Annotated in this window: 12 protein-coding genes; 6 read left to right on the plus strand and 6 right to left on the minus strand. The window is 59.7% G+C overall.

Translation table 11 applies throughout. The features are described 5' to 3' along the window. Positions 1-138 precede the first annotated feature (138 nt). The 5 genes from traA to ASD54_RS05100 all read left to right on the plus strand — a co-directional run bounded on the left by traA (position 139) and on the right by ASD54_RS05100 (position 7,147). Positions 139-3,459: a Ti-type conjugative transfer relaxase TraA gene (gene traA / locus ASD54_RS05080; protein WP_062553622.1), complete on the plus strand. Its 3,321-nt coding sequence runs from the start codon at positions 139-141 to the stop codon at positions 3,457-3,459. A 32-nt stretch (positions 3,460-3,491) separates the two neighbouring features. Continuing rightward, on the plus strand, positions 3,492-4,022 hold the full coding sequence (traF, locus tag ASD54_RS05085; protein WP_062553538.1) for a conjugative transfer signal peptidase TraF: 531 nt from the start codon (positions 3,492-3,494) through the stop codon (positions 4,020-4,022). Then, the gene (locus ASD54_RS05090) at positions 4,012-5,184 is read left to right on the plus strand and encodes a conjugal transfer protein TraB (protein ID WP_062553539.1); all 1,173 of its coding nucleotides are present in this window, start codon (positions 4,012-4,014) and stop codon (positions 5,182-5,184) included. The genes traF and ASD54_RS05090 overlap by 11 nt, the downstream gene beginning before the upstream one ends. Positions 5,185-5,198: 14 nt before the next feature. Then, positions 5,199-5,807, plus strand: coding sequence for a TraH family protein (locus ASD54_RS05095; RefSeq protein WP_062553540.1), 609 nt, complete (start codon positions 5,199-5,201; stop codon positions 5,805-5,807). 86 nt (positions 5,808-5,893) lie between these two features. Then, positions 5,894-7,147, plus strand: a complete 1,254-nt coding sequence (locus ASD54_RS05100; protein WP_062553541.1) for an ATP-binding protein — start codon at positions 5,894-5,896, stop codon at positions 7,145-7,147. 304 nt (positions 7,148-7,451) lie between these two features. Here ASD54_RS05100 and ASD54_RS25970 read toward each other — a convergent pair whose 3' ends face one another. Further along, positions 7,452-7,691, minus strand: coding sequence for a helix-turn-helix transcriptional regulator (locus ASD54_RS25970; protein ID WP_082547088.1), 240 nt, complete (start codon positions 7,689-7,691; stop codon positions 7,452-7,454). 166 nt (positions 7,692-7,857) lie between these two features. Between ASD54_RS25970 and ASD54_RS05115 the strand changes: the two genes are divergently transcribed. Then, the gene (locus tag ASD54_RS05115; RefSeq protein ID WP_162249550.1) at positions 7,858-8,151 is read left to right on the plus strand and encodes a transcriptional repressor TraM; all 294 of its coding nucleotides are present in this window, start codon (positions 7,858-7,860) and stop codon (positions 8,149-8,151) included. A gap of 1 nt (position 8,152) precedes the next feature. On the opposite strand, the gene ASD54_RS05120 is transcribed toward ASD54_RS05115, so the two are convergent. From ASD54_RS05120 to ASD54_RS05140, 5 genes are all read right to left on the minus strand, one after another. Further along, the gene (locus ASD54_RS05120; RefSeq protein ID WP_244484681.1) at positions 8,153-8,854 is read right to left on the minus strand and encodes an autoinducer binding domain-containing protein; all 702 of its coding nucleotides are present in this window, start codon (positions 8,852-8,854) and stop codon (positions 8,153-8,155) included. A 221-nt stretch (positions 8,855-9,075) separates the two neighbouring features. Next, the gene (gene trbI / locus ASD54_RS05125) at positions 9,076-10,374 is read right to left on the minus strand and encodes an IncP-type conjugal transfer protein TrbI (protein ID WP_062553545.1); all 1,299 of its coding nucleotides are present in this window, start codon (positions 10,372-10,374) and stop codon (positions 9,076-9,078) included. A gap of 14 nt (positions 10,375-10,388) precedes the next feature. Next, a complete protein-coding gene (gene trbH, locus ASD54_RS05130; RefSeq protein WP_062553546.1) occupies positions 10,389-10,826 on the minus strand; it encodes a conjugal transfer protein TrbH in 438 nt (145 codons plus the stop codon). Positions 10,827-10,829: 3 nt separating this feature from the next. Continuing rightward, a complete protein-coding gene (trbG, locus tag ASD54_RS05135; protein ID WP_062553547.1) occupies positions 10,830-11,642 on the minus strand; it encodes a P-type conjugative transfer protein TrbG in 813 nt (270 codons plus the stop codon). 16 nt (positions 11,643-11,658) lie between these two features. Then, positions 11,659-12,321 (minus strand): conjugal transfer protein TrbF, encoded by a 663-nt coding sequence (locus tag ASD54_RS05140; protein WP_062428114.1) that lies wholly within the window; start codon positions 12,319-12,321, stop codon positions 11,659-11,661. Between the last annotated feature and the right edge of the window lie 7 nt (positions 12,322-12,328).

A 12,328-nucleotide genomic window follows, 5' to 3' on the forward strand; every position in this document is an offset into this window, starting at 1 on the left:
ATCATCCCGACCGTTCGTAAGGACGGATCCGAAGGGCGCAATTATACGTCGCTGATGCGACGCTCTGCTTTTGCTCCCTGGCGGGGCCCTCCGTTCCTGACGAACGCTTTGAAATTGTTCGATCAGCGGAGCTTTTCAATGGCCGTCCCGCATTTCTCAGTCAGCATCGTGGCACGCGGCTCCGGCCGCAGTGCTGTGCTGTCGGCGGCGTATCGGCATTGCGCCAAAATGGACTACGAGCGGGAAGCCCGGACGATCGACTACACCCGCAAGCAGGGCCTGCTGCATGAGGAGTTTGTCATCCCCACCGATGCACCGGAATGGCTGCAATCATTGATTGCCGATCGGTCTGTCGCCGGCGCATCGGAAGCCTTCTGGAACAAGGTCGAGGACTTCGAGAAGCGGTCGGACGCGCAGCTTGCCAAGGATGTCACGATCGCCCTGCCGATAGAGCTTTCACCTGAGCAGAACGTCGAGCTCGTCAGGGACTTTGTGGCGCGCCACATCACAGCTCAGGGCATGGTGGCGGACTGGGTGTTCCACGACGCACCGGGCAATCCGCATATCCACTTGATGACGACGCTGCGGCCGCTGACAGAGGACGGGTTCGGGTCGAAGAAAGTGGCGGTGACCGGACCCGACGGCCAGGTGCTACGCACCGATAGCGGCAAGATCGTGTACGAACTCTGGGCCGGTGGACTCGAGGACTTCAACGCGTTTCGCGACGGCTGGTTCGCTTGCCAGAACCGCCATCTGGCGCTTGCGGGCCTCGACATCCGTGTCGATGGTCGCTCCTTCGAGAAGCAGGGGGTCGAGCTTGTTCCGACCATTCATCTTGGCGTCGGCACGAAGGCGATCGAGAGGAAGGCGGCCAGTGGGGATGGTGCGGCGGAGGAGAAGGCTGCGCTCGAACGGCTGGTGTTGCAGGAAGAGCGGCGAGCTGAGAATGCCCGCCGTGTGCAGCGAAATCCGGGGCTCGTGCTCGACATGATTACGCGGGAAAAGAGCGTCTTCGACGAACGCGATGTCGCCAAGATCCTGCATCGCTATATCGATGATGCCGGTCTCTTCCAAAGTCTGATGGCGCGCATTTTGCAGAACCCCGAAACCCTGCGCCTCGACCGCGAGCGGCTGGACTTCGAGACCGGGGTCCGGGCGCCGGCAAAATACACGACACGCGAGCTGATCCGGCTTGAAGCCGAGATGGCGAACCGAGCGATCTGGCTCTCGCAGCGGTCGTCACATGGTGTCCGGCAATCAGTGCTCAAGGAAACGTTCGCACGCCATAAGCGGCTGTCGGACGAGCAGCGCGCCGCGATCGAACATGTTGCCGGTGGTGAGCGGATTGCCGCTGTGATCGGCCGCGCCGGCGCAGGCAAGACAACGATGATGAAGGCGGCCCGCGAGGCCTGGGAGGCGGCCGGCTACCGTGTCGTCGGTGGCGCCCTCGCCGGCAAGGCGGCCGAAGGTCTGGAGAAGGAAGCCGGCATCGTCTCGCGCACGCTGTCGTCCTGGGAACTCCGTTGGAGTCAGGGGCGCGGGCAGCTCGACGACAAAACGGTTTTCGTGCTGGATGAGGCCGGCATGGTGTCGTCACGGCAGATGGCGAAATTCGTTGAAGCCGTCACCAGGGCTGGCGCCAAGCTCGTGCTTGTTGGCGATCCAGAGCAACTGCAGCCGATCGAGGCGGGTGCAGCGTTCCGGGCCATCGCCGATCGCATCGGCTATGCGGAACTCGAGACGATTTATCGCCAGCGTGAGCAATGGATGCGCGATGCATCGCTCGATCTTGCGCGCGGCCATGTCGGCAAAGCCGTCGCGGCCTATCAATCCAATGGCAAGATGATCGGCTCCGAGCTGAAGACTGATGCGGTCACCAAACTCCTCGCCGACTGGATCCGCGACTACGATCCTGCCAAGTCCACATTGATCCTCGCTCACCTACGCCGCGACGTCCGTATGCTGAATGAGCTGGTGCGCGCCGAGCTCATCGAACGGGGCATCATCGAGAAAGGCTCGCTGTTCAAGAGCGCCGATGGTGTCAGAAGCTTTGCGGCCGGTGACCAGATTGTCTTCCTGAAGAACGAGGGTTCGATCGGCGTCAAGAACGGCATGCTGGGCAAGGTGGTGGAGGTTGCGCCCGGTCGCATCGTGGCAGTGATCGGCAAGGGCGAACATCTGCGCAAAATTTCGGTCGAACAGCGCTTCTACAACAATGTCGATCACGGCTACGCCACCACGGTGCACAAGAGCCAGGGTGCCACCGTCGATCGCGTCAAGGTGCTCGCGTCCCTCTCTCTCGATCGGCACCTGACCTATGTCGCGATGACCCGTCACCGCGAGGATCTCGGCGTCTATTATGGCAGTCGATCCTTCGCCAAGGCTGGCGGCCTGGTCGAAATCCTGTCGCGCAAGAATTCGAAGGAAACGACGCTCGATTATGCCGGCGGCAGTATCTACCGGCAGGCTCTCCGCTTTGCCGAAGCGCGCGGGATGCACGTCGTCAACGTTGCCAGAACCGTCGCGCGCGACCGTCTCGAATGGACGGTACGGCAGACCTCGAGGCTTGTTGATCTCGCCGGTCGGCTCGCGGCCATCGGCGCCAGGCTCGGTTTCGCAAGGTCGACGGCCGATACAATTCCCACAGCAGCGAAGGAGGCCAAACCCATGGTGGCCGGTATCACGACTTATCCCAAATCGATCGATCAGGCAGTCGAGGACAAGCTTGCATCCGATCCGGCATTGAAGAAGCAGTGGGAGGAAGTCTCGATGCGCTTCCACCACGTTTACGCGCAGCCCGAAGCGGCGTTCAAGGCGGCGAATGTCGATGCGATGCTGAGCGATCCGGCGACCGCGGAGAAAATGCTTTCACGTATCACTGCAGAGCCGGAAGCCTTCGGATCCCTGAAAGGCAAGACCAGTGTCTTCGCGAGCCGCGCTGACAAGGCGGACCGCGACCGTGCGCTTAAAAATGTGACGCCGCTCGCCGACAGTATCCGTGACTATCTTCGCCAGCGTGGCGAAGCGGAGCGGCGAAATCACGCCGAGGAGCTAGCGGTGCGCAAACAGGTTGCGCTGGAAATCCCCGCTCTGTCCTCCAATGCGAAAAGCGTGCTGGAGCGGGTACGAGACGCCATCGACCGCAACGACCTGCCCTCGGGTCTTGAGTACGCGCTCGCAGACAAAATGGTGAAGGCTGAACTGGAAGGTTTCGCCAAGGCGGTCACCGAACGTTTCGGGGAGAGAACCTTCCTGCCCCTTGCTGCACAGGACACCAGCGGTGAGGCGTTCCAGCGGGTCACCTCGGGAATGAATGCCGCTCAGACGAGCGAAGTGCAACAGGCCTGGACCACGATGCGCACGGTGCAGCAGTTGTCTGCCCATGAGCGCAGTGTGACGGCACTTAAGCAGACTGAAGCACTGCGTCAGACCAGATCTCAAGGGCTCACCCTCAAATGAAGATGCGTCATCGACATAGAGTGCTACGACGCATGAAACGGCTCGTCTGGTTCTATCGGATCAGCAGCGTCAGCCTGTTCACGCTTAGCCTCATTGTGCTGCTCGGAGGTCAGGGCTTCAGAATCAATCTGACACCGAGCGAGCCGTTGGGTCTGTGGCGGATCATCGAACCCAATCGCCCGATCCTGGTCGGCGATCTGATCTTCATCTGCCCACCGAATACCAACGAGATGCGCAAGGCGCGTGCGCGAGGATATCTCCGCTTCGGCCTCTGCACTGGTTGGGTCGCACCACTGATCAAGACGGTGGTGGCAACGTCCGGGCAGGCGATCGAGATAGCTGATGACGTACGCGTCGATGGTCGGCCGCTTCCTCACTCGCGCGTTGCGCGGACGGACGGCCAGGGGCGTGAGATGACGCCTTATAACGGTGGTTTCGTTCCGCCCGGCACGGTCTTCCTGCATTCCGAGTTTCCGGGGTCGTTCGACAGCCGGTACTTCGGTCCTCTGCCGATGGATGGAATACTCGGATTGGCGGGAGAGGTCTGGACCTATGCGCCGTGAGCTCTTCCGAACGGGTGTCCTCGTCGCATTATCAGCCTGCGCCGGATGGATCGGTTGGAGCGGTCATGTGCTCTTGCTTCCTGTCGCTGCCGCCTTCCCCCAGCTCTGGTCCCTGGCGCGAACTCGCCTGCAGGCGTCCGCTGTCTCCGGTGCCTACTTCCTTGCGGCATCGCGTGGTTTGCCGCAGGGCGTGGCCAACTTCTATGGCCAGGATATCTGGCCGGGTCTCCTGCTATGGCTTGTCGCCTCAACAGCATTCGTGGCAGTCCATTCTGTCCTCTGGACGGATTGCAATGGATGGCAGAAGCCGCTCCGATACATGGCTGCTTGCGTCACAATGGCGATCCCACCTTTCGGCATTTTGGGATGGGCGCATCCGATCACTGCCGCGGGCGTTCTGTTTCCTGGCTGGGGATGGTGGGGTCTGGGAGCGATGGCAGCCGGCCTGGTCGTCATGGCGACGCTATATCGGCCGGCGGCAACGATAGTCATGATAGGGCTATGGCTCTGGTCCGCCGCTCAGTGGACACCGCCGATTCTACTTGCGTCGTGGGCAGGTGTCGATCTTGAAATGGGCGCGTCCCTCGGCCGGGAGGCGAGCCTCCAGCGGCAACAGGACCTGATCGATTTCGCTCGCGCCCAACCGCCCGGCACGACGATCGTGCTGCCGGAAAGCGCTCTCGGTTTCTGGACGCCGACGGTTGGTCGCTTCTGGCAGAACGGGCTCACCGGGACGGACATCACTGTCATTGTTGGAGCGGCGCGCATCAATGGGCGTGGCTACGACAACGTGCTCGTGACGATATCCGCGGAGGGAAATGAGGTTCTCTACCGAGAACGAATGCCCGTGCCCGGATCGATGTGGCAGCCGTGGCGGAGCTGGATGGGCGATGGTAGTGGTAGTGAAGGCGGCGCGCGAGCGCATTTCTTCGCAAACCCCGTCGTCGACGTTGGCAATACGAAGGTCGCGCCACTGATCTGCTACGAACAGCTCCTTATTTGGCCGGTCCTGCAATCGGCATTCCACCGCCCTGACGCCATCGTCGCAGTTGGAAACGGCTGGTGGACGGCGGGAACGTCGATCATCGATATACAGCGGGCGAGCAGCGCCGCCTGGGCCCGTCTGTTTGATCTTCCTCTCGTCATCTCATTCAACAGTTGAAACATGGAGCTCGCATGCTAGATGCTGCGTTGATCAAGGAATGTGCCGATCCATCGTTGAAGCCGGCGATCGTCGAGCAGTTCGTCCAGGCGGTCGGTTCGGACGATCCGCTTGCCATCACGGTAAGGTCCGGCGGGCGTCTGATCCTCGTTCCCAGGCCGAAAACGCCCGAGGAGGCGATCGAGATCGTCCGCGAGAACATCGGTGGCTCTATCGTCCGGGTCGGCCTCACTCAGATCCCCGCGGGCATAGGGTTGAATGACGCGTCGGAGCTGAAGGTGGATCTCGTCGAACCCTGCGCCAATCTGCGGATGGGCACCGCGATGTTCGCGAAGATCCTCCGCATCGTTGCGAAGTGGTATGGAAATCCGACGAGCGAAGAGGTGTTCCCGCAGCTGTTCGATGACGCTGTTCACGCCTGGCGGACCGGCAAGTTCGAGGGTGAGAGCGTGTTTCAAGCTGAGGATCCGGGCGGCGCGGTCGCGCAGCGTTCGGAGGTGGAGGCCGAAGTTGCTGACAAAGCCGAGGATGATGCATCCTCCGAAATGCCGGAGGAAACGCCGATCAAGCCCGACGACGCCGGCATCCGCATCGATCTGACGAGGATCGGAGGCCAAAAGTGATGTTGTTCAAGATCGGACGATTGTTAGATTAAAAATGGACGGCATTTCACTTTAAATTGGACGGTCATTGAGTTAAGAATGGCCGCATGACTGGTCATTCGAATTCGAAGCCCCTTGTAGATCGTAAAGCGTTGCCTCTCGTGGAGGCAGCTCTAGCCGACACCCGTGTCGTCTTGATATCCGGGCCGCGGCAGGCAGGGAAGACGACGCTCGCGCGCATGTTCTCGGACAAGGATCGACCATACATCACATTGGATGATGCGGGTACCTTGAACGCCGCGAAGGCCGACCCGACCGGGTTTATCCGGGGGATCAAGCGCGCAGTTATCGACGAGGTCCAAAGAGCCCCCGATCTGATGCTTGCGATCAAGGCGAGCGTGGATGACGATCAGGAGCCGGGACGGTTTCTTTTAACGGGCTCCGCCAATCTCGCGACCATTCCCGCCATTGCCGACTCGCTCGCCGGGCGAATGGCAGTCATTCCGCTTCTTCCCTTTGCGCAGGCCGAAATCCGCTCAGGTCCAGGCCTCATGCTTGATCGACTGTTTGCAGGAGACGAACCAGCCATTGATGGTGAAGTTGTTCTGGGCAAGGACCTGATGAGCATGGTTCTGGCCGGCGGCTATCCTGAAGCCTTGAGGCGAACTACGGCAGCCCGGCGCATCTCATGGCTCGAAGACTATGTGAGTCTGATCCTGGATCGCGACGTGCGCGACATTGCCAATATCGACCAGCTCGATCGTTTGCCGCGCCTTCTGGACATCCTCGCGGAGCATGCCGGGCAACTGATCAACAATAGCAGCTTCGGTTCGGCGCTGGGACTGTCCGGGGTCACCGCTCAGAAATACATAGCCATCCTGGAACGGCTATTCCTTATCAAAACCCTGGTGCCATGGTCGAACAACCGGCTCAGTCGGCTTGTCAAAACGCCAAAGCTCCATTTCATCGATACAGGACTTCTGGCGGCCTTGCGCGAAGACGAACTGGCCCGGCTATCCGACGACAAGTCCCGATTTGGCGCCTTGCTGGAGAGTTTCGTCGTTTCCGAGTTGATGAAGCTGGCGTCCTGGTCCGAGAGGCGCGTGTCCTTTTCGCATTATAGAACGAAGGATCTGGATGAGGTCGATGTCGTGATCGAAGATCGGCGCGGCAGAATTATTGGTATTGAGGTCAAGGCGTCTGCCACCGTCAAGACGGATGATTTTCGCGGGTTACGTCAGTTGCAGGCAGCGGTCGGTGACCGTTTCGTGCGAGGCCTCGTCCTGCATGATCATGACCGCATCACTCCGTTTGCAGAGCGCCTGCAAGCAGCGCCCTTGTCAATCCTCTGGTCGATGTGAAGCGGATTACAGGGCTTGTGAGATTTTGCCTGGTGGCAGCGGCAGCGAGAAACGCTTTGCGTTGTTTACCGTAGCACCAAGGTCCAAAAGTTGGGGCGGTCGACCGAGTACCGGGTGTGCCGCCGTCCAAATCTCAGCAAGCTCAACCATGCGAACTGTGAGCGACGGATAGCCGCCAACGATCTCCGCCGGGGTTGCGCCTTGTCTCCTCCTGGCTGCAATTATGCTAACCGGAACACGGGTGCCCCTGAACACAGGCTCGCCGTCGCATACACCTGGGACACGCTCGATCGCGTTTTCGGCCTCACGAAGGGACAATTGGATCTCCAGTTTCATTCTCGGGCGCAACCAGTTCAACATGGCTCACTCCGAGCGCCTGAGCGATTTCGTAAAGCGTAACGATGGACGGGTTTCGCTTTCCTCGTTCAAGACCACTCAGATATTGCTGGCTAAAGCCGGAACGCGCTTCCACATCCTCCTGTGTCAGGCCTTTTTCCCGACGGAGGCGGGCAAAATTCCGGCCAACCAGCTTGCGCATATCCATGCGCGGAAGATCGACGTTTACATACTTTAAGTTTATCAACTATAGTATGTAATTGAGATCTAAACCGATTTGTTTCTGCAGACGGCTGATCTCAAAGAAGGTTTACACCGGCGGCCCATGGACGGTAATTGGACCGATAATGTTTAAAGCAAGCGCAGACGGGCCAGTGTCTGATACCAAACTCATATTGCGGCCACTTATCGGATTGATGAGCGACCAGCCGCCCGAAGAGATCGAGCGCCACGTCGTGCGCGAGATCGAGAAACACCGTCGCCTGCGCGATGACGCAGTGATGCTTGAAGCGAAACTCGATGCCGCGTCTGAGCCAGACGCGGCTCGTGAGGCGAGTCAGGACTTCATCGCCGCAATGATCGCGGTCCACGCGCAGCAGACGGTCGTTTCCACACTTCTCGACATTCTGGGTTACATACCGGACATGCCGAAATCGAAGGCGCACTGAGCTAAATCAGGCCGAACTCTTTCGCCATCGCAGTTGCCTGCGGCAAGCTCGTCGCGCCCAAGGCCGATTTGGCATTGCGGAGGAAGAACGCGACATTGGCGTATGTGGTGTTCTCGATTATGGCGATAGCCTTCATCGACTTGCCTTCAGCTGACCACCGCAAGCAGGTCAGTTCATCGGATTTCATGCGGATCGGGGTATGATGAGTGGGCTTGGCTCCAAGACCTTCAAGCCTCGAATGCAGTTGCGCGACCGCGGAAGCGGCAAGCACCGGGTTCAGCGATTGCCCCATGGCAAAGTCTGCTTCTTCTGAAGCCAGGGTGAGCATTGCCATCCGGCCAAAGCCAGTCTTGATCGGAATTGTGATACCGGAGCGGATCCCGAACTCCCCGGCCTCTCCGTAAAAGTTTCTGCGCTCCTTGCTCATTCTGCGGGACGCTTCGTTGGACCACGCGAAGGCCTCCAACTGATCGCGCGCATTGCGCACGACGGGATCAATGAGAGCGTAGGATTTTTCGAAGTAGCGCAGCTGCCACTCGACGTCATAGTTTGAGATCGCCGTTTGCGTCTCCGCCTGCAGATTGAGATAGGCGTATGCGCCAAAACCTGCTTCGCGGCTTAGCTTCTCCAAGGTCGCCTTCACCGCAGCTTCGTCATGCGCCAGGGCGACCTGTTCGGTCAATCGCTCAAACCATTGGTTCAATTCACGGCCTCCTTTGAGTGAGGTTATGAACGCAACAAGGTTGCAATCATAAATGGCAGTGCCCGTCGTCGTGGGCTAAACAGCTCCGGAACGGAGGCGAAGCACTTGAATGCGCTCGCCTAAAGTTGACTTTTAAGAGAAAGAATTAAGCCACGCAAGATTGTATTGCGTCGCCTTTACTCAATTACACACCAGTTGGTCGATATGCGCCAATGTCTGTTCTAATTTCGATATGCGTTCGGAAAAATGATATCCTGATCGACCAGAACGTTGAATTTGTACCCAGGTCGGATCCTGATCGTCGGTTGGACATTCAGATTCTTCGAAATGGTTTGCTCTGCCACCCGGCCGAAACTTTCGGCAAAATTCCGCCGCGCCGCGTCTGAAGCCGTATCCTGCGTGGCAAGCGTCGAGCTCTCTGGCATCGACATGTCGATGCCCGTGCCGATGATGGCAACGAGCGCGGCGGAGCCGAAGGTGCGCCAGAGGTGACGATCGACCTTGTCCTTGAAGCCGCCGTATCCCTCGGCATCCGTGCCGGACATTCCCCCGATCTGAAGCGTCGAGCCATTGGGAAAGATCAGGTCGGTCCAGACGACCAGCACGCGCTCCTGGCCGAACGACACTTTAGAGTCGTAGCGACCAAACAGCTTCGCCCCCTGAGGAACGAGTAGCCGGTAGCCAGTGGCGCTGTCATAGACGTTCTGGCTGACCTGCGCGGAGATCCTGCCGGGGAGGTCAGAATTCAAGCCGGTAATCATAGTGGCAGGAATAACCGATCCGCGTTTCAACTCGTATGGCGAGAGCTGCGGAACCACCTGGTTAGGCAGATAGCCAAGATCCTTGATGTCCTGATTGAAGAAGTCCTCCTTTGATGTCTGACCGTTTTGATCGACGTTCTGCCCGAGCAAACCGGACTTCATCGCAGCGCTATAGAGATCGGAAGCACTGTTCGTCGTGGCATTGAGCGGTTGACGGGCGTCGGTCCTGCTTTCCGAGGCGCTCTTCTGTACCTCTGATACGTCCACCTTCAGCGGTGAATCAAGCGCCGTCGCCCGCGCTTGGAGGCTGGCCATCCTCTGACGCTGGGCTTCGCGGAGGATCTGCTCGTCCTGTTCCCGCTTCAGCCGCGCCTTCCACTCGGCTTCCGGTTCGAGTTGCGATCGCCGTTCAGTCCGGACCTCGTTCTGGCGCTCCGCTACCCGCTCCCTCACGGGCTCCCGCTCGACTACGACGGGCGTCGGCTGAAACACTTCGCGTTGCTCAGGTTCACCTATGATCCCGTCCGACACGCCTCGTTTCAGCTGATCGCCAAACGTCGTGGCCGGAGAGGCGGAAGTGCTGTCGAGCTCATTTCCTCGGTTGAAGGATAGGCCGCGCCAGGACAGGCCGATGATGACGACACCGAAGAACAGTACGATGATGATGATCGCGACGATGATCGGCAGGCGATTGAGGCGCCGCATGCTCTGTTGATCGTCAGCATTGCCCGCCGTGCCAAGCTGGAGCGATTGAACCATGCTCTCCCCTCCCCTCAGTTGCGCTGCATGATCGAAAGCGGGCTGGCGGGCGTCGCACCGGCCGACGTCGCCGTGTAGGCCCGCCCGAGCGCGATGGTCGGCGTGCTGACCCGCGCGAGGACCTGTCCGTCAAAGCTGTCGATCGACCATGCAACCTCGACCGGCTTCTGATCCTTGCCGATTTTCCCATCGGCGATGACTGTGTATCCCCATCCCTTCAGCGCAGCCTCAAGAGCGGCGGCATATTCGGAAGTGTCCTTGTCCATTTTAAGGGTCGTGGTGCCGGCCGGCCCGACCTGCTCGGCAAGGCGGCTTGCCATGTCGCCGGCGATCGCGCTTGCGGTGGCGCCAGTGACGGTGATCGGAGTGGAATTTGTGGTCAGGGTTTCATCCGCAGTCTGGCAACCGGAAAGGATGGTCGTGATGATGATGGCGGCGATTGTCTTCTTCATCGGTCAGCCTCCGCGCCGGATGGTTATTCTCTGCTGGCGCCAACCGACGCCGGAGACGAGAACGGCCTTATCGACGGCGTAGTCGACGATCATCATGTCGTTCTTCATACGATAGTTGACGATGCGGTTCTGGCCGCCGCTGACGACAAACAGGACAGGTGCGTCCTGCCCGGAAATCGACCGGGGAAAGTGGATGTAGGTCTTTGCACCGTCGGAATAGACGCGCTTTGGCCGCCACGATGCACTGCCACTAACCGAATAGGAGAAGTTCAGTTTGTCCGGAGCGGTCCCGGGGATGCCGCCGGTCTCGAGGCGGGCATTGATATCGGCCAGCTTGGTCGACACATCCTCCGGATACTCAAAGCCGATCCGGGCCATATACTGGCTGGGATGGGACTTGAGCTGGATATGATAGGTCCGCCGCGAGGTTGTGACGACCATCGACGTCACCAGGCCGGCCTCGGACGGCTTGACGATCAGGTGGATCGCCTGCCCGCCGGTCGCCCCCGACGTCGCTGGCTCGACTTTCCAGCGGACCGTATCACCGACAAGCACGTCGCGGACGATCTCGCCGCCCTGCAGCTCGATGTCGCAGACCTGAAGCGGCGAGCACACGACGGAGGGCTGGGTCTCGCCGAACAGAAAGATGACTTTCCCGTCTGGCCCGGTCGTCACTAGCCCCGGCGTTCCGCGCCATTTCCGTGAGATGTTGGTCCCCTTCACCTCGTTCGACGTCATGCTTTGCGCGATTGCGCAATCCGCAAGGACGAGTCCGGCCATGCAGCCGGCGGCCGCGATCAATCCTGTTCTGTGCATGTGAATTCCCCTGCCCTTAAAGCTGTGCGGTCCAGTCGAAGTCCTGGACATAAAGACCGATCGGGTTGAGGCGGATGATCGCCTCGTCCTGTGGCGCGGTCAGCGCGACCGTCGCGATGCCGCGAAACCGGCGCGTTCCCGTTTCCTTGCCCTTGCGGTCGCGTTCGTATTCGGTCCAGTCGATCTGGTAGGTCTGGTTGGACAGCGCAACGATGTTGTTGACCTCGATCGCAACGGTCGACGTCTTGGCCTTTTCGAACGGCGAGTTGCCGCGGAACCAGGCATTGATTTTCTGGGTCGAGGGATCGGAGGTCCGGAGAAGCGCGTAGGTACGGTCAATATATTGCTTCTGCACCACGGCGTCGGGCGTGATCGACTTCAGGCTCGTGATAAAATTGCCGAGTGTCGCGCGGACGACGCGGGCATCGGCATACTCGATCTGCTGGGGAAAGCCGGCCGTTACCGAAGTGCCGAGTTTGTCGACCTCGACAATGTAAGGCACAAGTTTGACCTGTGTGCTGAGATACATGGCATAGGTGAAGCCGATCACGGCCATCGACAATCCAAGAATGCCGACGATCCGCCATGCGCGTGCCGCCTGGACATAAGATCCATATCGTTCCGTCCATTCCTGCCGCGCGGCAAGGTAAGGGCTGTCGGGCGGCCGGTTTGCTGCCATCGCTTGT

The sequence above is a fragment of the Rhizobium sp. Root149 genome (assembly GCF_001427345.1).
GTDB lineage: Bacteria > Pseudomonadota > Alphaproteobacteria > Rhizobiales > Rhizobiaceae > Neorhizobium > Neorhizobium rhizoryzae.